The organism is Nocardia macrotermitis (genome assembly GCF_009604405.1).
Taxonomy (GTDB): Bacteria; Actinomycetota; Actinomycetes; order Mycobacteriales; family Mycobacteriaceae; genus Nocardia; species Nocardia macrotermitis.
Genome location: NZ_WEGK01000001.1, coordinates 375,661 through 394,651, shown reverse-complemented (window position 1 = coordinate 394,651; position 18,991 = coordinate 375,661). Strand labels below are relative to the sequence as shown.

General features: G+C 67.6%; 18 protein-coding genes. 14 read left to right on the top strand and 4 right to left on the bottom strand.

Annotated features, from left to right (window positions below; genetic code table 11):
* Positions 1-38 precede the first annotated feature (38 nt).
* The 8 genes from NRB20_RS01695 (at position 39) to hisG (ending at position 8,274) form a co-directional block, all read left to right on the top strand.
* Entirely contained in the window at positions 39-1,631 is a 1,593-nt protein-coding gene (locus NRB20_RS01695; protein ID WP_153407375.1) for a serine/threonine-protein kinase, read from the top strand.
* A 167-nt stretch (positions 1,632-1,798) separates the two neighbouring features.
* The gene (locus NRB20_RS01690) at positions 1,799-2,461 is read left to right on the top strand and encodes an HAD family hydrolase (protein WP_319944326.1); all 663 of its coding nucleotides are present in this window, start codon (positions 1,799-1,801) and stop codon (positions 2,459-2,461) included.
* A 215-nt stretch (positions 2,462-2,676) separates the two neighbouring features.
* Positions 2,677-3,567, top strand: a complete 891-nt coding sequence (locus NRB20_RS01685; protein WP_319944325.1) for a HalD/BesD family halogenase — start codon at positions 2,677-2,679, stop codon at positions 3,565-3,567.
* An 11-nt stretch (positions 3,568-3,578) separates the two neighbouring features.
* Positions 3,579-4,418 (top strand): class I SAM-dependent methyltransferase, encoded by an 840-nt coding sequence (locus tag NRB20_RS01680; RefSeq protein WP_319944324.1) that lies wholly within the window; start codon positions 3,579-3,581, stop codon positions 4,416-4,418.
* 94 nt (positions 4,419-4,512) lie between these two features.
* Positions 4,513-6,360 carry a choline/carnitine O-acyltransferase gene (locus NRB20_RS01675; RefSeq protein WP_319944323.1) on the top strand — a complete coding sequence of 616 codons (1,848 nt, stop codon included), beginning with the start codon at positions 4,513-4,515 and terminating at the stop codon, positions 6,358-6,360.
* 105 nt (positions 6,361-6,465) lie between these two features.
* The gene (locus NRB20_RS01670) at positions 6,466-7,074 is read left to right on the top strand and encodes a GNAT family N-acetyltransferase (RefSeq protein WP_153407373.1); all 609 of its coding nucleotides are present in this window, start codon (positions 6,466-6,468) and stop codon (positions 7,072-7,074) included.
* The gene (locus NRB20_RS01665; protein ID WP_153407372.1) at positions 7,071-7,352 is read left to right on the top strand and encodes a phosphoribosyl-ATP diphosphatase; all 282 of its coding nucleotides are present in this window, start codon (positions 7,071-7,073) and stop codon (positions 7,350-7,352) included. The genes NRB20_RS01670 and NRB20_RS01665 overlap by 4 nt, the downstream gene beginning before the upstream one ends.
* A gap of 73 nt (positions 7,353-7,425) precedes the next feature.
* A complete protein-coding gene (gene hisG, locus NRB20_RS01660) occupies positions 7,426-8,274 on the top strand; it encodes an ATP phosphoribosyltransferase (RefSeq protein WP_153407371.1) in 849 nt (282 codons plus the stop codon).
* 6 nt (positions 8,275-8,280) lie between these two features.
* On the opposite strand, the gene NRB20_RS01655 is transcribed toward hisG, so the two are convergent.
* Positions 8,281-9,135, bottom strand: a complete 855-nt coding sequence (locus NRB20_RS01655; protein WP_153407370.1) for a RecB family exonuclease — start codon at positions 9,133-9,135, stop codon at positions 8,281-8,283.
* 75 nt (positions 9,136-9,210) lie between these two features.
* On the opposite strand from NRB20_RS01655, the gene NRB20_RS01650 reads away from it, so the two are divergent.
* On the top strand, positions 9,211-10,044 hold the full coding sequence (locus tag NRB20_RS01650) for a tRNA (adenine-N1)-methyltransferase (protein WP_153407369.1): 834 nt from the start codon (positions 9,211-9,213) through the stop codon (positions 10,042-10,044).
* A gap of 24 nt (positions 10,045-10,068) precedes the next feature.
* On the opposite strand, the gene NRB20_RS01645 is transcribed toward NRB20_RS01650, so the two are convergent.
* Positions 10,069-10,518 carry a hypothetical protein gene (locus NRB20_RS01645; protein ID WP_153407368.1) on the bottom strand — a complete coding sequence of 150 codons (450 nt, stop codon included), beginning with the start codon at positions 10,516-10,518 and terminating at the stop codon, positions 10,069-10,071.
* Between the two features lie 418 nt (positions 10,519-10,936).
* On the opposite strand from NRB20_RS01645, the gene arc reads away from it, so the two are divergent.
* A complete protein-coding gene (arc, locus tag NRB20_RS01640; protein WP_153407367.1) occupies positions 10,937-12,697 on the top strand; it encodes a proteasome ATPase in 1,761 nt (586 codons plus the stop codon).
* 920 nt (positions 12,698-13,617) lie between these two features.
* Here the strand turns inward: arc and NRB20_RS01635 are convergent.
* Positions 13,618-14,343 carry a peptidylprolyl isomerase gene (locus NRB20_RS01635; protein WP_319944321.1) on the bottom strand — a complete coding sequence of 242 codons (726 nt, stop codon included), beginning with the start codon at positions 14,341-14,343 and terminating at the stop codon, positions 13,618-13,620.
* 186 nt (positions 14,344-14,529) lie between these two features.
* On the opposite strand from NRB20_RS01635, the gene NRB20_RS01630 reads away from it, so the two are divergent.
* Positions 14,530-15,933 carry an aspartate aminotransferase family protein gene (locus NRB20_RS01630; protein ID WP_153407366.1) on the top strand — a complete coding sequence of 468 codons (1,404 nt, stop codon included), beginning with the start codon at positions 14,530-14,532 and terminating at the stop codon, positions 15,931-15,933.
* Here NRB20_RS01630 and NRB20_RS01625 read toward each other — a convergent pair.
* Positions 15,919-16,440 carry an NUDIX hydrolase gene (locus NRB20_RS01625; RefSeq protein WP_153407365.1) on the bottom strand — a complete coding sequence of 174 codons (522 nt, stop codon included), beginning with the start codon at positions 16,438-16,440 and terminating at the stop codon, positions 15,919-15,921. The genes NRB20_RS01630 and NRB20_RS01625 overlap by 15 nt on opposite strands.
* A 329-nt stretch (positions 16,441-16,769) precedes the next feature.
* Between NRB20_RS01625 and NRB20_RS01620 the strand changes: the two genes are divergently transcribed.
* From NRB20_RS01620 to NRB20_RS01610, 3 genes are all read left to right on the top strand, one after another.
* A complete protein-coding gene (locus tag NRB20_RS01620) occupies positions 16,770-17,432 on the top strand; it encodes a 5-oxoprolinase subunit B family protein (RefSeq protein ID WP_153407780.1) in 663 nt (220 codons plus the stop codon).
* Positions 17,429-18,343 carry a 5-oxoprolinase subunit C family protein gene (locus NRB20_RS01615; RefSeq protein WP_153407364.1) on the top strand — a complete coding sequence of 305 codons (915 nt, stop codon included), beginning with the start codon at positions 17,429-17,431 and terminating at the stop codon, positions 18,341-18,343. The genes NRB20_RS01620 and NRB20_RS01615 overlap by 4 nt, the downstream gene beginning before the upstream one ends.
* Positions 18,344-18,462: 119 nt before the next feature.
* The gene (locus NRB20_RS01610) at positions 18,463-18,843 is read left to right on the top strand and encodes a nitroreductase family deazaflavin-dependent oxidoreductase (RefSeq protein ID WP_153407363.1); all 381 of its coding nucleotides are present in this window, start codon (positions 18,463-18,465) and stop codon (positions 18,841-18,843) included.
* Positions 18,844-18,991 lie beyond the last annotated feature (148 nt).

Genomic DNA, 18,991 nt, shown 5'->3' with positions numbered 1-18,991 from the left:
GGTGGCTCGGCGTGCAAGCGTAGGAGGGGCACGAGAACATGACATCAGACCGGCTGATCGCGGGACGTTACCGGCTGGGCGATCCCATCGGCTCGGGGGCAATGGGGGTCGTCTGGCGGGCCAGTGATGTCCGGCTACGACGAACGGTCGCGGTGAAGCAGTTGCTGCTCGCACCCGGCCTGACGCGGTCGCAGGCGTTGGAAGCCAAGATGCGCGCGATGCGGGAGGGGCGGATCGCGGCGCGACTGCATCATCAGAACGCGGTCACGGTGTTCGACGTCGCGGAGGAGGACGGCCAGCCGTGGCTGGTCATGGAATTCGTCGACGCGCCGAGCCTGGCGACGTTGATGCGGGAGAAGGGGAATCTGGATCCCGAGGAGGTGGCCCGGATCGGCGCGCGCGTGGCCGCCGCGCTGGCCGCCGCGCACGACGCCGGGATCGTGCATCGCGATGTGAAACCGGCGAACATCCTGGTCGCGGACAACGGCGCGGTGAAGATCACCGACTTCGGCATCTCCCGGGCGGTCGGCGATGTCACGGTGACCTCCACCGGATTCCTGGCGGGCACACCGGCCTACCTGGCCCCCGAGGTGGCGCGCGGGGAGAACCCGGAATCCCCGTCGGACGTGTTCGCCCTGGGCTCGACGCTGTACGCGGCGGTGGAGGGCCAACCGCCGTTCGGTGAGGGTGACAATCCGCTCGCTGTCCTGCATTCGGTGGTCCGCGCCGAGGTACCCGCCCCGCAACGCGCGGGCACGCTCGGCCCGGTGCTGATGCGTCTGCTGGCCGCGGAGCCGGGCGACCGGCCGACCATGGTCGAGGCACAGCAGGAACTCGAGGCCGTCGCCGAGGGCCGCGCGCCGGTGCTCCCGCCGACGGCGACCAAGATCCTGCCGAAATCCTCCGGCCCGGTCGATGCCGCGGCCGCGACCACGGTGCTGGCCGGTGGCGCGGCGGCGGGGAATGCCGCCGATCCGACGTTGCACATCGGCGCGGGCGGCCCGAGCGGGACGACCTCGGCCGCACCCCCGGTCGGCAAGCCGAAGCCGACCGGTCCGCTGGCCGATCGCCGGGTGCTCGTCGTGGCCGCGGCCGGTGTGGTCGTGGTGCTGGTGGTCGTGGTGCTGATCGTGACGACGCTCCGCGGTGGTGGCAACGACCACACCGTCGTCGCGGCGTCCACCACCCAGTCCAGTTCCGCGGTGGCCGTACCGCCCGCCGCGCGGACATCGGGCACCAGCGCGGAGTCGACCACCGCCGCGAGCACCACGACGACCGCGACGTCATCGACCACGACGACGACCACGTCCGCGACCACCACCTCGGCCGCACCCGCCGACGCCGCCGGATTCATGTCCAGCTACTACGGCATGCTGCCGGGCAATGCCGCGGCCGCGTGGCCGCTGCTGTCCGCCGGATATCAGTCCGCCTCCGGCGGATACGACAGCTACCTCCAGTTCTGGGGTGAGTTCAGTTCGGTGACGGTCAGCGGTGTCACCGAGAACGGCAATACGGCCACCGGCACGATCACGTACCACTACAAGAACGGGCAGGTCACCTCGGAGCAGCGGTGGTGCCGCGTCGGATCGGTCAACGGTCAGACGGTGATCCTGGACTCCCAGGCCGGGTGAGCGCGGATCCGGCCGGGTCGTCCGGGCCGGATCCAGGTCACAGGTATCGGGTCGATAGGCTGTCGACGGCGCGATCACCTCGGAAACCAGTGATTTCCAGGGGTGTTCGACGCGCCGGGACGCGGTCGTCGGTTCCGGGAGTCAGATCCGAGGAAGGGAGTCGCCGGGTGTCCGTGCCCGCCGCGAAGGCAGTGCTGTGGGATATGGACGGCACTCTGCTGGATTCGGAGAAGCTCTGGGATATCGCCGTGCGCGAACTGTCGGTGGAACTCGGCGGTGAGATGACCGACGCGACCCGGCACGCGCTGATCGGCTCCGCGGCGGCGAACGCGTTGCGGATCATCTTCGAGGGTCTGGGACTCGAACCCGATCCGGTGCGGATGGCCGAGGCGGGGGAGTGGTTGCAGCGGCGGGTGACCGAGTTGATGGGTGGTCCGATTCCCTGGCGGCCCGGCGCGCAGGAGGCGTTGCGGATGGTGCGTGCCGCGGGATTGCGGACGGCGCTGGTCACCAATACGCAGCGGGCGGTCGCCGAGGTGTGCCTGAACACGCTCGGCCGCGAGAACTTCGACGTCGAGGTCTGCGGTGACGAGGTCGCGCACGGCAAGCCCGCGCCCGATCCGTACCTGCGCGCCACGGAGTTGCTCGGCATCGCGCCCGAACACTGTGTGGCGATAGAGGATTCGCCGACCGGTTCGGCCTCGGCCGCCGCCGCGGGCTGCGCGGTGCTGGTGATCCCGTGCGAGATCCCGGTCCCGCCCGCGCCCGGTTACACCTTCCGCGATTCCCTGATCGGGCTGACGGTCACCGATCTGAACGCGCTCGTCTGAGCCTCGTCCGGCTCCCCGCACACCGCATCGCCGCCCCGGCGAACCGCCGGAAGAATACATACGGGGCGGTCGGTCCGATCGGTTGTGATCATGAATGGCGCTGTCGCGCATGGCTACTCGCCGGTTTGTGATTTATGCCAACGATCTGTCCGAATTGCCGTGGCGGCGGCGTCCCCGGGTCACAATGGTCGCCATGACGGCGACAGGGGGCGCAGGTGCATGAATCGAAAGACGGTTCGGGACAGGACGACTCGGGCACCCTGGAAGCGATCATCGACACCGTCAGGTATCCGTTGCGGGAGCCGCGTTCGGCGGCGTGGGACGAGGTGGTCGGCGCGGCGCGTGCCGAACTCGGCCGGGACGGCTGCTGTGTGCTCCCGGGTTTCATCCGCCCGGACCTGCTCGAGGAGTTGCGGACCGAGGGCGTCGCACTCGCACCGCACGCCTACTACCGCGTCGAACGGGTGAACGCGTACAACATCCCACTGGACGCGGATCTCCCGCCCGATCATCCGGGCCGGATCGTGCTCGAGCGCGGAAACGCCTTCGTGGCACGCGATCTCATCCCGCCCGGGGCGCTCATCCAGATCCTGTACGGCAGCCCGCTGTTCCGGCGTTTCCTCGCCGACTGCTTCGAGCTGCCCGCCCTGCACGAATTCGCCGACCCGCTGGCCGGGCTCTGCCTGAACGTGGTGTCGCCGGGAATGTCGCACCCGTGGCATTTCGACACCAACGAATTCACCGTCTCGATGCTGACCCAGTCCCCGGACGACGGCGGAATCTTCGAGTACTGCCCCGGGATCCGGTCCCCGCGGGCGGAGCACCTCGACGACGTGCGCGCGGTGCTGACCGGCGCGGGAGACGAACTGATCCGACGGCTCGAGCTGAGACCGGGCGATCTCCAGCTGTTCCAGGGCCGGTTCTCGCTGCACCGGGTGTCGCCGGTCGCGGGAGATCGACAGCGGCACACCGCAATTTTCGCCTACAACGAGCGGCCCGGGGTGATCGGCACAGCCGAGCGCACCAGGCAGCTGTTCGGGCGGGTCCTGCCGGACCATCTGGCCGCGGCGGGCCGATCCGTACGCGGTGACCGATTACTCGATTGACAGGAGTGCCCGTGCCGGTTTCCCTACACAGCACTGGAAAAGCCTCGTTCGACGATATCTACGACCGCACCGATCCACGCGATTACTACCTCCGGATGTCCGAATTGGACTACCGGATACCGGAATTGGCGAAGCCGCACTTCGAGAGTTTCATCGCCGACTACCAGTCTGCCACCGGAACCGCACCCACCGTCCTGGACATCGGCTGCTCCTACGGGGTCAACGCCGCGCTCATGCGATTCGACACCAGCGTCGCCCATCTGGCCGAGCACTATCGAGGCGGCGACACCGCGGCCCGGATCGAGCGGGACCGCGCCCGCCTCGCCGCCCGCGACCGGCACGCGCAGGTACGCTTCGTGGGTATGGACGCCTCCGCGCCCGCGCTGGAATACGCCACCGCGGCCGGGCTGCTGCACGACGCGGTCCACGCCGACCTGGAATCGGGTCCGCCGACCGCGGCGCAGCGCACGGTGCTCGCGTCCACCGACATGGTGATCTCCACCGGCTGCATCGGCTACGTCACCGACCGCACCCTGATGCAGGTGGTGCACGCGCACGGCGAACAGCTGCCCTGGATGGCGCATTTCGTGCTGCGGATGTACGACTACGATCCGATCGCGCGGCGGCTCGCGCGGCTGGGTTACCACACCCGCAAGATGCCCGGCACCTTCCATCAGCGCCGATTCGCCTCCGACGCCGAGCGCACGCAGGTGCTGAACACCTTGTCCGCCAAGGGAATCGATCCATCGGGGGTGGAGGAGGACGGCTGGATGCACGCCGAGTTGTACTATTCGACACCCGAACCGTACGAACCGAATTCGTCCGCGTCCGGGCGATCCGAATCCGTGTGATCGACCCGCGTCCGGTCGCTCGGCGACCGGACGCGATGATCGATCCGCACATGTCTCACCAACCGGCCCTACCCATCGACCCCGAGGACCGCCAGTGACCGACCGCACCTTCGCCTTCGACGACCAGCTGCCGCGTGTGCCGCTACCGACACTCGAGGACAGTTGCGCCCGCTTCATCGAGTGGAGCGCGCCGCTGCTCACCGAGGAGGAATCCGAGCAGACCCGCCGCGCGGTGGAGGATCTGCTGCGCGAGGGCAGCCCGGCCCGCGCTCTGCACGCGGATCTGGTGCGATTCGACGCGGAGCCCGGGGTGGGCAGCTGGCTGGACGAGTTCTGGCCGTCGCGCTATCTGGGCCGGCGCGACCGAATCGCGTTGAACGCCAACTTCTTCTTCCTCTTCCGCGACGACACTCCGCTGGCCCGCTCGGCCGCGCAGATCTCGCAGGCGACGCCGGAGGACGCCGCCGGTGCGCGCCAGGTCGATCAGGCCGCCGCGCTCGTCACCGCCGCGGTGGACTTCAAACTGCAACTCGATCAGGAACTGATTCCGCCGATCGTGCAACGCGGACAGCATCTTTCGATGGCGCAGAACAAATCGCTGTTCTCCGAGACCCGCATTCCCGGCGACCCGCAGGATTCGGTGCGCGTGCCGTACAGCCCCGAATGGCCCGGCCCCTCGCAGGCCCGGCACATCCTGGTGTTGTTCCGCGGCAACCTGTTCCGGATGGATGTGCTCGACGCGTCCGGAACACCCTGTGCGCCCGAGGATCTCGCCGGTGGACTGCGCGCGGTGATGAAGTCCGGCGCCACCCGGGCCGCGGACGGCACCGCGGCCGGGCACCTCACCACGCTGTCCCGGGTGGACTGGGCCGGTGTGTACCCGAGGCTGCGCGCCGAACCGGTGAACGCCGCCGCGCTGGATGTCATCGAGACCGCGCTGTTCTGCGTCTGCCTGGAGGATTTCACCCCGCACGACACCCAGCACGCCTGTGACCAGCTGCTGCACGGTGACAGCGGCAACCGGTGGTTCGACAAGGCGGTGTCCTTCCTCGTCTTCGCCGACGGCACCGCGGGTATCAACGTCGAGCACTGCGGACTGGACGGCACCACCATCCTGTCCTTCGTGGACGCGCTGCTCGAGCAGACCGTCGCCGAACACGCCGAGCGGTCCGGCGCCCGGCCGCAGGGCGTGCCGCCGATCGAGGCGGTCGAATTCGCGCTGGACGAGTCGTTGCGCGGTGAGATCCACCGGGCCGCAGCGTCGTTCGCGGCCTTCGCCGCCGACAACGCCACCCTCACGGTCTCCTTCCCGGATTTCGGTACCCAGCAGGCGAAGTCGCTGGGCATCTCACCGGATGCCTTCGCGCAGTTGAGTTATCAGCTCGCGCATCGGCGCAGCAAGGGCATCACCGGCGCCACCTACGAGTCGATCGCGACCCGGCAGTACCGCAACGGGCGCACCGAGGCGATGCGCGTGGTGACCCCGGAGATCCTGGAATTCGTTGCGGCCATGGATGATCCGGAGAAATCGGCGCAGCAGCGCCAGGAGATCGCCCGCGCCGCCGCGCAGGCGCACGTGGCCCGCGCGAAGGACTGCCAGAGCGGCCGGGCTCCCGAACAGCATCTGTGGGAGTTGCAGTGGATCCAGCGGCGTCGCGGCGCCGAACTCGGTGTCACCGAGCCGATTCCGTTCTACGACAGCCCGGGCTGGCTGATCACCCGTGACGACTACCTGAGCACCAGCTCCGCGCCGTCGGCCAATATCGAGTACTTCGGCTTCGGCTGCACCAGCGCCAAGTGCATCGGTATCGCGTACGTGCTGCTGCCGGATCGCTGGAACCTCTACTTGGCCACCCCGACCTCGGTGGCGAACGAGATGCACGCGTTCGCCGACCAGCTGCGGATCGCCGTGGCCGAGTTGCAGGTGTTGCTCGCCGGATAGCCGTTCGTCGCGGATTCCGGTGTGCCGCACCGGAATCCGCGCGGGATCCGGTCACCACGGAAAATCGGGTGAAATCGGACCACCAGGACTGTTAGCGTCGGCTCCATGACCGGTGCGTCCGTGCCCGAGTTCACCTGGCGGCGGCTGGCCGCCACGAATTTCCCGATGCTGTGCGGTTGGCTCGCGCAACCGCACGTGCGTCGCTGGTGGAATCACGAATTCACTCCCGAGGCCGTCGAACGCGACTTCGGCGCGTGCCTGCGCGGCGAGGAACCGGGGGAGGATCTGCTGATCTTCGCCGACGCCGAGCCGATCGGCCTGATCCAGCGGTGCCGGCTGCACGACTTCCCGGAGTACCTCGAGGATCTGGTGAAGTTGATCACGATTCCGGCCGAGGCCGCCTCGCTCGACTACTTCATCGGTGATCCGGAACGGGTCGGGCGCGGCCTCGGCCCGGCCATGCTGCGCGCGATGATCGCCGCGACCTGGCTCGAATATCCGCTCGCGGACAGCATCATCATCCCGGTCGCCGCCGCGAACCGCCCGTCCTGGCGCGCGTTGGAGAAGGCCGGTATGCGCCGGATCGCGCAGGGGCCGATGACCCCGGACAACCCCGTCGACGACGGCCACCACTACGTCTACGCCATCGACCGGCCGGGTCGCCGGATCGCTGGACCCGGACGGCCTGATTACGGGATACCTGCCCCGATCTGAAAGAATGGCGACCCGTGAAGACTTTCGAAACCCTGTTCGCCGAGCTCCAGGATCGTGCGGTCAACCGCCCCGAGGGGTCCGGAACCGTGGCGGCATTGGACGCCGGCGTGCATGCGCAGGGCAAGAAGGTGTTGGAGGAGGCCGGCGAGGTCTGGATCGCCGCCGAGCACGAGAGCGACGACGCGCTGTCCGGGGAGATCTCGCAGCTGCTGTATTGGGTGCAGGTGCTGATGGTCGGGCGCGGGCTGAGCCTCGAGGACGTGTACCGACATCTGTGACGGATCCCTCGCGCGATACCCGCGCGGTCCACACAGCATCCCTGTCGCCACAAGTCCGGAAAGGACATCCCTCATGCTCCGCGTCGCAGTCCCCAACAAGGGCGCTCTCTCCGAGGCCGCCGTCGCCATCCTCACCGAGGCCGGATACCGCAAGCGCACCGATTCGCGCGATCTGTCCGTCATCGATAACGCCAACCAGGTCGAATTCTTTTTCCTGCGTCCCAAGGACATCGCCATCTACGTCGGTTCCGGCGAGCTCGATCTGGGCATCACCGGCCGCGATCTCGCGCTGGATTCCGGTGCGCCCGTTCAGGAACGCCTGAGCCTGGGCTTCGGTGGCTCCCGCTTCCGTTACGCCGCCCCCGCCGGGCAGGAGTGGAAGGTCGAGGACCTCTACGACAAGCGCATCGCCACCTCGTACCCGAATCTGGTGCTGGCGGATCTGCAACGTCGCGGCATCCAGGCCGAGGTGATCCGGCTCGACGGTGCGGTGGAGATCTCCATCCAGCTCGGCGTCGCCGATGCCATCGCCGACGTGGTCGGCTCGGGTCGCACGCTGCGCCAGCACAATCTGGTGGCGTTCGGGGAGTCGCTGTGTGATTCGGAGGCGGTGGTGATCGAGGCCGCCGGATCCGATCGCCGCGACAAGGGCCGCAACCAACTCGTCGCCCGCATCCAGGGCGTGGTGTTCGCGCAGCAGTACCTGATGCTCGACTACGACTGCCCGAAGGATCTGCTCGACACCGTCGTGAAGATCACACCCGGCCTGGAGTCGCCCACCATCTCCCCGCTCGCCGATCCGAGCTGGGTCGCCGTGCGCGCGATGGTGCCGCGTAAACAGAGCAACGAGGTGATGGACCAGCTCGCCGATCTGGGTGCGAAGGCCATCCTCGCGACGGATATTCGTTCCTGCCGCTTCTAGACGTGATCAGCGCGGGTCCGCCACGGTTCGTGGCGGGCCCGGGTACGGCGGTGGGGTGCCGCCGAACTCGGGGCACAGCGGCTGGTAGTCGCAGAATTGGCACAGCCAGCCGCGGCTGGGCGGGAAATCGCCGGTGCGCAGGGCCGTGCTGATGGCCGCCCAGAGCGCCGAGAGGATGCGTTCGAAGCGGAGCAGTTCCTCCTCGTCGGGGTGGTAGGTGAGGATCTGGCCATCGGACAGGTAGATCAGGCGCAGCCGGGTGGGCGCGACGCCGCGGGTGCGCAGCATGATCAGGGCGTAGAACTTGAGCTGGAACAGCGCGGCGTTCTCGTTGCCGGGGGCGGGGGAGCGGCCGGTCTTGTAGTCCACCACCGTCAGCTGACCGCTCGGGGTGACGTCGATCCGGTCGACGAAACCGCGGAGCGGGGAGCCGTCCGGCAGGCTCACCTCGATCAGCGATTCGCAGGATTCCGGGTCGAAAGCGGTGGGATCCTCGAGGTCGTAGTAGGTGCGGACGAGCCGGTGCACCTCGTCCAGAAAACCTTGCAGACCGCCCTCCTCGACCACCTCGCCGAGCTCCGGGCGTTCGGCCAGCAAACGTTGCCAGGCGGGTGTCACGAGCGCGGCGGCGCGATCGGGAATCCGTTCGCCGCTGGGTAACCCGTACAGTGCCTCCAGCACCGCGTGCACCACCGTGCCGCGTACCGCGGGCCGGGCCGGGGGCTCCGGAATCCGATCCACCGCGCGCAGGCGGTATTTCAACGGGCACTGTTTGAAATCCATTGCCCGCGAAGGGGACAGCGCCGGAGTGTACGCGGGCGCGGGCTCCGGTGGCGGGGTGATTCTCGGCGGCGCTGACATACCTGGCAGGCTATCGGGAGCCACCGACAATTCGGATGGACATCGGATGGACGCGATGAACACGAACGGAGATCGATGACGGCCCGACGGACCGGACCATTCACCGAGGGTGACCGGGTGCAGCTGACCGACGGCAAGGGCCGCCAGCACACGGTCGTGCTGGACCCGGGCAAGGAATTCCACACCCACAAGGGCCAGATCCGCCACGACGACCTGATCGGCGCGGACGAGGGCACCGTGGTCCAATCCGCCAACGGCACACCGTATCTCGCGCTGCGTCCGCTGCTGGTCGACTACGTGCTGTCGATGCCGCGCGGTGCGGCGGTGATCTATCCGAAGGATGCCGCGCAGATCGTGCACGAGGGTGACGTCTTCCCCGGCGCGCGCGTGCTCGAGGCGGGTGCGGGGTCCGGCGCGCTGACGTGTTCACTGCTGCGCGCGGTCGGTCCGGAGGGGCGGGTGCTGTCCTACGAGATCCGCGACGACCACGCCGAACACGCGGTCCGCAATGTCGAGCGATTCTTCGGCGAACGCCCGGCCAACTGGTCCCTGACCCTCGGTGACGTCGCCGACTACGACGGCGAGAAGGTCGACCGCGCCGTACTGGACATGCTCAAACCCTGGGACGCCCTGCCCGCGGTGTCGAAGGCGCTGATCCCGGGCGGCGTGCTCATCGTCTACGTGGCGACCGTGACGCAGCTGTCCGAAACGGTGGAGGCACTTCGGCAGCAACAGTGCTGGACCGAACCGCGGGCCTGGGAGTCGCTCGTGCGGCCCTGGCATGTGGTGGGCCTGGCGGTCCGCCCGGAACATCGCATGCAGGGCCACACCGCCTTCCTGATCAGCGCGCGGCGGCTGGCCGACGGCGTGGTCGCGCCCAAACCGCAGCGCCGTCCCTCGAAGGGCTGAACGGCCCGGGCTAACCCGGCGGGTTCAGCAGGGCGCCTTGCCCATGGCCAGGATCACGCACGCGGTGCCGTCGGAGAGCTGCCAGCCCGCGGCGGTGTGCTGCCAGCTCATCGGCACGCCGGGCATGGTGCCGTGCGGCGAGACGACCGCGACCCGGGCATCGGCGGTGTCACCCTTGGCCCGCACGTCGGACACGTTGAAACCGACCTTGCCGTAGTTGGCCAGGCCCTGGTTCATCTTCTCGATGTTGGCCACGCGCCGCTCGCCGCCGACGATCAGCTTGGTCTTGGCGGCGGCCGGAACGGCCGGATCGACGAACCGATCCAGGCTGCTCTGCAACTCCTGGGGCGCTGGAGCGGGGGCGTCGGCGGTGGCGATCGCGGTGCCGCCGATCACGGTTGCGGCGGCGAAGACGCTGGTCACAGCGGTGCGGAAGGTTCTGGTGGCGATACCGCCGCGAGTCTGGGCAAGCATATGAAGCGATTGCCTTTCAATCTGTTTCCGAACAAGGAAACTAAGGGTAGCCTAATTGCTGGTGGAGTCGATCGCCGGGTATTGATTCCGGTGCGCCGAAGCGTTTCGGCCGAATGTGTCGGTGGTCGATGCTGTGATGGTCGGTAACGCTCCGGGCCGCGAATGCGGTAGCCACGGAAACAGATACGGTCCGCGCGGCGTTACTGCTACAACAGTACGACCGGTGAAAGGAGCATCGGTCCGCATCACTCGGCTCGGGTCCGGCGATCAACGCGCCGGAAGCGGTGTCACAGGGCGAGCAAGCGCTCGACCGGCCGCAGAACGCAGCCCAGATGTGATCACGACGAAACCATGTCGGAAAGCGAGAACGGTTCGGGCCCGGTAGCGTTGATAGACCGGGACTGGGAGGAGCAGCATCATGAGCCCCATCGAGAATTCGGATTCGGCGGCCTGGAGAGAGCTCGAGGCGGTACGCGCCGAGGCGGCTGCGCTCCGGAGGCAACTCGCCGACTCGCCTGATCGCACAAGAGAATTGGAAGCGCGCGTCGATTCGCTGACGATTCGCAACACCAAACTGATGGACACGCTCAAAGAGGCGCGTCAACAGCTGGTGGCCTTGCGCGAGGAGGTCGATCGGCTGGGGCAGCCACCGAGTGGCTACGGCATCCTGATCAGCGTCTACGAGGACCAGACGGTCGACGTCTACACCTCCGGGCGCAAGATGCGGTTGACATGTTCGCCGAATATCGACACCTCCGAGTTGCACTACGGACAGAGCGTGCGGCTGAACGAGGCGTTGACCGTCGTGGAGGCGGGCACCTTCGATCAGATCGGCGAGCTCGGCACCCTGCGCGAGATCCTCGACGACGGTCGTCGTGCCCTGGTCGTCGGCCACGCCGACGAGGAGCGCGTGGTGTGGCTGTCCGGCCCGCTGACGGCCCTGGTGGACGTCGACGACGTGGAGGATCCGGATCGTCCGATCCGCCGCCTGCGCGCGGGTGATTCGCTGCTGGTCGACACCAAGGCCGGTTTCGCGTTCGAGCGCATCCCCAAGGCCGAGGTCGAGGATCTCGTGCTCGAGGAGGTGCCTGACGTCGGCTACGAGGACATCGGTGGTCTGGGCCGCCAGATCGAGCAGATCCGCGACGCGGTGGAGCTGCCCTTCCTGCACAAGGACCTGTTCCGCGAGTACGCGCTGCGGCCGCCCAAGGGTGTGCTGCTGTACGGCCCGCCCGGATGCGGTAAGACGCTGATCGCCAAGGCCGTCGCGAACTCGCTGGCCAAGAAGATCGCCGAGGCGCGCGGTGAGGATGCCAAGGAAGCCAAGTCGTTCTTCCTGAACATCAAGGGCCCCGAGCTGCTGAACAAGTTCGTCGGCGAGACCGAGCGGCACATCCGGATCATCTTCCAGCGCGCGCGGGAGAAGGCGTCCGAGGGCACCCCGGTGATCGTGTTCTTCGACGAGATGGATTCGATCTTCCGCACCCGTGGTTCGGGTGTCTCCTCGGATGTGGAGACCACCGTCGTGCCGCAGCTGCTCTCGGAGATCGACGGTGTGGAGGGGCTCGAGAACGTCATCGTGATCGGCGCGTCCAACCGCGAGGACATGATCGACCCGGCCATCCTGCGTCCCGGCCGTCTCGATGTGAAGATCAAGATCGAGCGTCCGGACGCCGAGGCGGCACAGGACATCTTCTCCAAGTACCTGACCGACACGCTGCCGGTGCACGCCGACGATCTGGCCGAATTCGGCGGCGACCGCGTCAAGTGCGTGCAGACGATGATCGAACGGGTCGTCGACCGCATGTACGCCGAGAGCGAGGACAACCGGTTCCTGGAGGTCACCTACGCCAACGGTGACAAGGAGGTCCTGTACTTCAAGGACTTCAACTCCGGCGCCATGATCCAGAACATCGTGGACCGCTCGAAGAAGTACGCGATCAAGGCCGTGCTCGACACTGGCAACCCGGGCCTGCGCATCCAGCATCTGTTCGATTCGATCGTGGACGAGTTCTCCGAGAACGAGGACCTGCCCAACACCACGAACCCCGATGACTGGGCCCGCATCTCGGGTAAGAAGGGCGAGCGGATCGTCTACATCCGCACCTTGGTCACCGGCAAGAACGCCAGCGCCAGCCGCGCCATCGATACGGAGTCGAACACGGGTCAGTACCTGTAGGCAGGGGGTCGGGCGAGCGGATCGTCTACATCCGGCTGCGTCCGATTCACCGGCAAGAACGCCAGTGCCAGCCGCGCTATTGATACGGAGTCGAACACCTGTCAGTACCTGTAACCAGGCAATACTGAAGGGCCGCAACCTCTATGGAGGTTGCGGCCCTTACATGTGGTTGGGCTTCTGCTAGCCTGGAAGCGCTGTCTACGCGACAGCGCATGGATACGCAGCCGCGAGATACCCCACGAAACGTACTTGGTCGCACAGCACCCCCAACTTTGGTCCGTAGGGACACCGCATACTTCGACGGTCGATTACGCGAGACATACATACGAAACGTAAGTAGGTCGTAAAGCACACAGCGCCATGGTCTTCAGAGACCGTTGTAAGCCCTTTCCAGGGCTGTTGCGCGGTTTTCTCGGGTTGTCCAGCCAGTTGATCCGGCTTGGCGATCGCTCCCGAGCGAGGAAATCGTGCTGTGAGTCGTCTCGTCATCGGGCCGTCACGACTTCGCGGAGCAACTGCACTCGGGACGGTTGCGTGGTTGGAGCCTCTGTGACTGTTGATTTGTGGTGCGCCGTGGTGGGTCTGCTGATGCTCATGACGGTATGTACGACAGCGTTCGGCATTGTCTGGCTGCTGGTTCGCCGTGGAGCGGGTCATCCTTTCGCTCTGGGGGTGAAACTGGGTAGAGAAACCAGCTCGAGTGTCAGATTCGCTGGTCGATCCGAGTTCGGATCAAGTCAATTGCGAGCTGGTACAACGCTGTTCGAATCCGGACAGGCGGGAGCCGACGTGCGCGCCGACGAGCATGTCGGAGCCGTTGTCGACTCGTCGATGGGTGTCTGATGAGAGTTCACCCAATGAGTAGGTGAAAACCAGTGCGCTGCCGGACCCGATCGCGTCGGGTCCCGGCAGTCACCCGGTCAGGAGTGGGTGGTGACGGTTTGCAGGACGATGTCGTTGGCCGGTGCGCCGTCGCCGGAGCGGTCCTTGGTGCCGCCCGCGGCGATGTTCTGGAGCACGTCGGTGCCGCCGGTGATGCGGCCGAACGGGGTGTAGTTGGGCGGGAGCTGCGAGTTCTTGTAGACCAGGAAGAACTGGCTGCCGTTGGTGTTCGGGCCCGCGTTGGCCATCGCGACGGTGCCCGCGGGGTAGGTCGCGCCGGCGAGGTTCTCGTCGGGGAACTTGTAGCCCGGACCGCCGCGGCCGGTGCCGGTCGGATCGCCGCACTGCAACACGAAGATGCCCGAGGTGGTCAGGCGGTGGCAGCGGGTGTGGTCGAAGTACTGCTGTCCGGCCAGGAAGACGAAGGAGTTGACCGTCCGGGGGGCCTTGGCGGCGTCCAGCTTGATGGTGATGGTGCCGCAGTTGGTCTCCAGGCTCGCGGTGTACGCCGCCTTCTGGTTGATCGTCATCGCCGGTGCGGCGGGCCACTGCTTACCGTTGGGCTTGGCCGCCCCCGCGGTCATGCAGCCGGGTGTCCCGGTGTGCATGGGGGTGGGCGCGGCGATCGCCTGCCCGGTGCTGCACAACGCCAGCGACAGACCGGCAGCGACCAGTCCGATCCGCCGTATCATGCTGCGCCGTAGGTGAATTCGGCGGGACGGCCGGTCGACGTCGAGCTGCTGGTGCTGTGGAACGTTGTTCACCGGGGGGTGACTCCTTCATAACAATCGGATGCGGCAGGCTGCCGCGCATCTTGCCACGGCGGCCGACGTATGTCCGCGTGAGAGGCCGGACCGTCCGTTGCGCTAGCTGGTACCCGTTGTCCGGGTGGTCAAAACGGAAACAACGGGAATGCGAGTGATCGGAACGAACCCGGGACACGGGTCCGGATGATCTGGTTTGATGCGCACAGAAGTGTGCCGTGCGTGCGGTGTACGCGGCTCGCGCGGCGGCCCGATCGAGGGAGGTTGCCGGTGGACCACGTCTTCTACCCGTGGAGTGCGCAGGCGGGAGTGCATCCCGTGCCGGTCACGGGGGCTTCGGGCTCCTGGTTCTGGGACGCCGAGGGCAAACGCTATCTGGACTTCTCCTCGCAGTTGGTGAACGTCAATATCGGCCATCAGCATCCGGACGTGGTGGCCGCGATCGTCGCGCAGGCCGGGACGTTGACGACCATCTCGCCGACCGTCGGCAACGAGGTGCGCAGCGAACTGGCCCGCCTGATCGTCGAACGCGCGCCCGGACAGCTGAATCGGGTGCTGTTCACCACCGGCGGCGCCGAGGCGGTCGAACACGCGGTGCGGCTGGCGCGCAGTTACACCGGGCGCACCAAGATGCTCTCGGCCTACCGCTCGTATCACGGCGGGACGGGCGTGGCGATCGGGCTGACCGGGGAGCCGCGGCGCTGGGGCGCCGAGCCGACCAATGTGGACGTGATCCGCTTCTTCGGCCCGTATCCGTATCGCTCGGCCTGGCAGTGCACGACACCCGAGCAGGAGACCGCGGCGGCGCTGCGGCATTTGCGTCAGGTGATCGAACTCGAAGGGCCGCAACACATCGCGGGCCTGATCCTGGAATCGGTGGTCGGCACGAACGGCGTGCTGGTGCCGCCGCCCGGCTATCTGGCCGGTGTGCGGGAACTGTGTGACGAGTTCGGGATCGTGTACATCGCCGATGAGGTGATGGCCGGATTCGGTCGCGTCGGCGAGTGGTTCGCGGTGCAGGCGTTCGATGTGGCGCCGGATCTGATCACCTTCGCCAAGGGCGTGAACTCGGGGTATGTGCCACTGGGCGGGGTGCTCATCGCCGAGCGAATCGCCGCGCGGTACGACGACACCGTGTATCCGGGCGGGCTCACCTACGCGGGGCATCCGCTGGCCTGCGCGGCCGGAGTGGCCTCGATCGGCGTCTTCGAGCGGGAGGGCATTCTGGACCACGTCCGCACCGTCGGCTCCGATGTGCTCGGAAAGGGATTGCGCGAGTTGGCTTCTCGGCATCCCTCGGTGGGGGAGGTGCGCGGGATGGGATTCTTCTGGGCGTTGGAGTTGGTCCGGGATCCGCAGACGCGGGAACCGCTGGTGCCTTTCGCCGCGAGTGGCGCGGCGGCGGAACCGATGAGCCGGGTCACCGCCGCGGCGAAGGAGCGCGGACTGTGGCCGTTCGTGGCCGCGAACCGCTTGCAGATCGCTCCGCCGCTGACCACCTCGGCCGACGAATTGCGTACGGGGATGGGGATTCTCGACGAGGTGCTGGCGGTGGCCGACTCCTACGTCGGTGAGTCAGCGGCGCAGTAGATCGTCGAGCAGGACGCGGGTGTCGGGGACGAACGGCCAGTCCGGATCGTCCAGGTGCGCGCGCAGTTGTGCGTCGGTCCACCACCAGCCGTCGGCGATCTCCTCGGGCTGATGGCGGATCGGCCCGTCGTAGCGGATCTCGTAGGCGAACAGGTGACCGCGCATCGGCGTGCCGAGCCATTCGCCGTCCCAGTCGACGCGGGCGCGGAAGGTGGGGCGGGAATCGTTGTCGCCCAGGATGATTCCGAGTTCCTCGCCGAGTTCGCGGACCGCCGCGTCGGCGGGATCCTCACCCGGGCCCAGCACGCCGCCCGCCAGGCAGTCGTGCATCCCGGCGAAGACGGCCTTGGTCTCGGTGCGGCGATGCACGTAGACGCGTTCGCCGTCGCCGGATCGGACCAGCACGCCCGCGCTGGCATGCCACAGCCCCCGCGCGTAGACCGCCGCGCGTTCGGCGCTGCCGATCTCCTGCCCGGCGCGGTCGTAGACCGCGATCACCTCACCCATCGGATTCGCCCTCGTCGGAAGTCGGTTCGTCGGTAGGCCAGCATATATACACTGAAATCCTCGCCACAGTCCGTCGCCGCGGGGGCCGAGCAGGTGGTGCCGGGTTGTCGGGCACGTCGATGTGCGTCGCGGGATTCGTCGAAGGAGGCGGTGACGATCGATTCCAACAGTGACTCGCGGGCCGGTTTCGCCGAGCGGGCTCGCGCCGCACCTCGCGTGACGATGTCGCGGAGTCGGTCTTCGTATTCGAAATCTGATCTGCTACAGGGCTATTCGATCATCACGGGTGGCGTGGCCGGGTGGGCGGAACGGTATGTCGGGTGGTGCGGATGATCGGCGATGTGGTGAACGAGTCCGGGGTGACGATCCGGCAGGCCGGTGATCGGGCGTTACTGATCGAGCCCACGGACCGAGCCGGGGTGGCCGGATTCATCGATCAGCTGCGGGACAATCCCGTCGCGGGGGTGAGCGATGTGCTTCCGGCCGCACGTACGGTACTGCTCACGCTGTATCCCGGCGTCGATGTGTCGGTGGTGACCCGGCGGCTGCGTGCCGCGTTCGACGCGATATCGGAACGAGCGGCACAGGAACTGAAAGATATTGCGGCCGTGGAGATCCCGGTGCGATACGACGGGGTCGATCTCGCGGAGACCGCAGCTCTGCTGGGCATCTCGGAGCGGGAGTTGATCTCACGGCACACCCGTGCGGTGTGGCGGTGCGCTTTCATCGGTTTCGCGCCCGGATTCGGATATCTCGAAGCGCCCGATGCCGAGTTGACCGTGCCACGGCGCGAGCAGTCGCGTACGGCGGTACCGGCCGGAGCCGTCGCCCTGGCCGCCGGGTACAGCGCCGTCTACCCGCGCAGTTCGCCGGGTGGCTGGCGGATCATCGGCAGTACGAGTGCGACGCTGTGGGATCTCGACCGGTCCGAGCCCGCGCTGCTGCGTCCCGGGACGCGGGTGCGTTTCACCGTGCAGGAGGCCAGCGCATGATTCGGCACAGTTCGCTGGTGTACCCCGCCGAACCGGATGGTTCGGCGGCGGCGGTATTGCGGGTGGTCGCGCCCGGAATGCTCAGTACCGTGCAGGATTCGGGTCGTCCGGGGTGGTTCCATGCGGGCGTCGGGGTTTCCGGAGCCGCCGATCGGCGCTCGTTCACGCTGGCCAACCGTCTGGTCGGCAACGACGAGTCGGCGGCGGCGGTCGAATGTCTGTTGGGCGGACTGATTCTGGAGTTCGGCGCGCCCGCCGTCGTCGCGGTCACCGGTGCGCCCGCGCCGATCACCCTCGGCGGCCGTAGGGCCGCGCACGCGTCGGTGCTGCGTCCGGAACCCGGGCAGCGGCTCGTGCTGGGGATGTCCTCGATCGGTATGCGCAGTTATGTGGCCGTGCGCGGCGGTATCGCGGTGCCGCCGGTGCTCGGTTCGCGCAGCCGCGACACCCTGGCCGGCATCGGACCCGAACCGCTGCGGGCCTCGGACGTCCTGCCGGTGGGCCCGCCACCGCGACGCTGGCCGGAGGTCGACGTAGCCCCGGTCGCGCCGTTGACCGCCGATCTGCTCACCGTGCGGGTGCTGCTGGGACCGCGTCAGGATTGGTACGAACATCCCGAGAATCTCTTCGCCGGACACTGGCGGGTGAGTGCCGACACGGACCGGGTGGGCATCCGGCTCGAGGGCGATGCGGACCGCCCGCCGCTGGTCCGAACCGACGACAATGAACTCCCCACCGAGGGAATGCCTTTGGGGGCGATCCAGGTCCCGCCGTCGGGCCAGCCGGTCGTATTCCTGGCCGACCACCCGATCACCGGCGGCTACCCGGTGATCGCCACCGTCCTGGACGCCGACATCGACGCCCTGGCTCAGGCCCGCCCCGGCCGCCGAATCCGTTTCGTGCGAGGGTAATTCACGGTGCCCACCGAGGTGTGCGCGATTCGTGTTCGTCGTTGTTTTCGATCATGGCGCGCGGGCGGGGGAGTTCGCGCGTAGCCTGTGGGCGCAGGAATTTGGAGAAGGGGACGAAGATGCCGTTGCCGCGGGCTTTGGCCAGGTTCAATCGGCGGGTTACCAATCCGGTCGCGGGTCTGGTCGCGGGGCGGATGCCCGGACTCGGGGTGCTGGTGCATCGGGGGCGCAAGTCCGGGCGGGTCTATCACACGCCGGTGACGGTGTTCAACCGTGACGGCGCGTACCGCATCGCGCTGACCTACGGCCGGGATGTGGACTGGCTCAAGAACATTCTCGCCGCCGGGGAATTCGAGCTCGAGCTGGACGGGCGCACCATCGCGCTCACCGATCCGATCGTCCGGCACGATGCGGAGGTCGGCTGGGCTCCGATCGGTGTGCGGCAGATGCTGCACACCCTGTCCGCGGACTGCTTTGTCGAGGCGCATCCCGCGTCGTAGCGCAGGGCCGGTGGGGTTGGAGGTCGACGTGTCCGGATGCGTTGTCCCCTCACGGATTTCGCGGATGGTGAGCAACTCCGCGTGGCGGGCGACTACGCCGTGAGGCTGATCACGGGTCGGTCCTGTGGAGGATGGCCGCGGGCGCGGT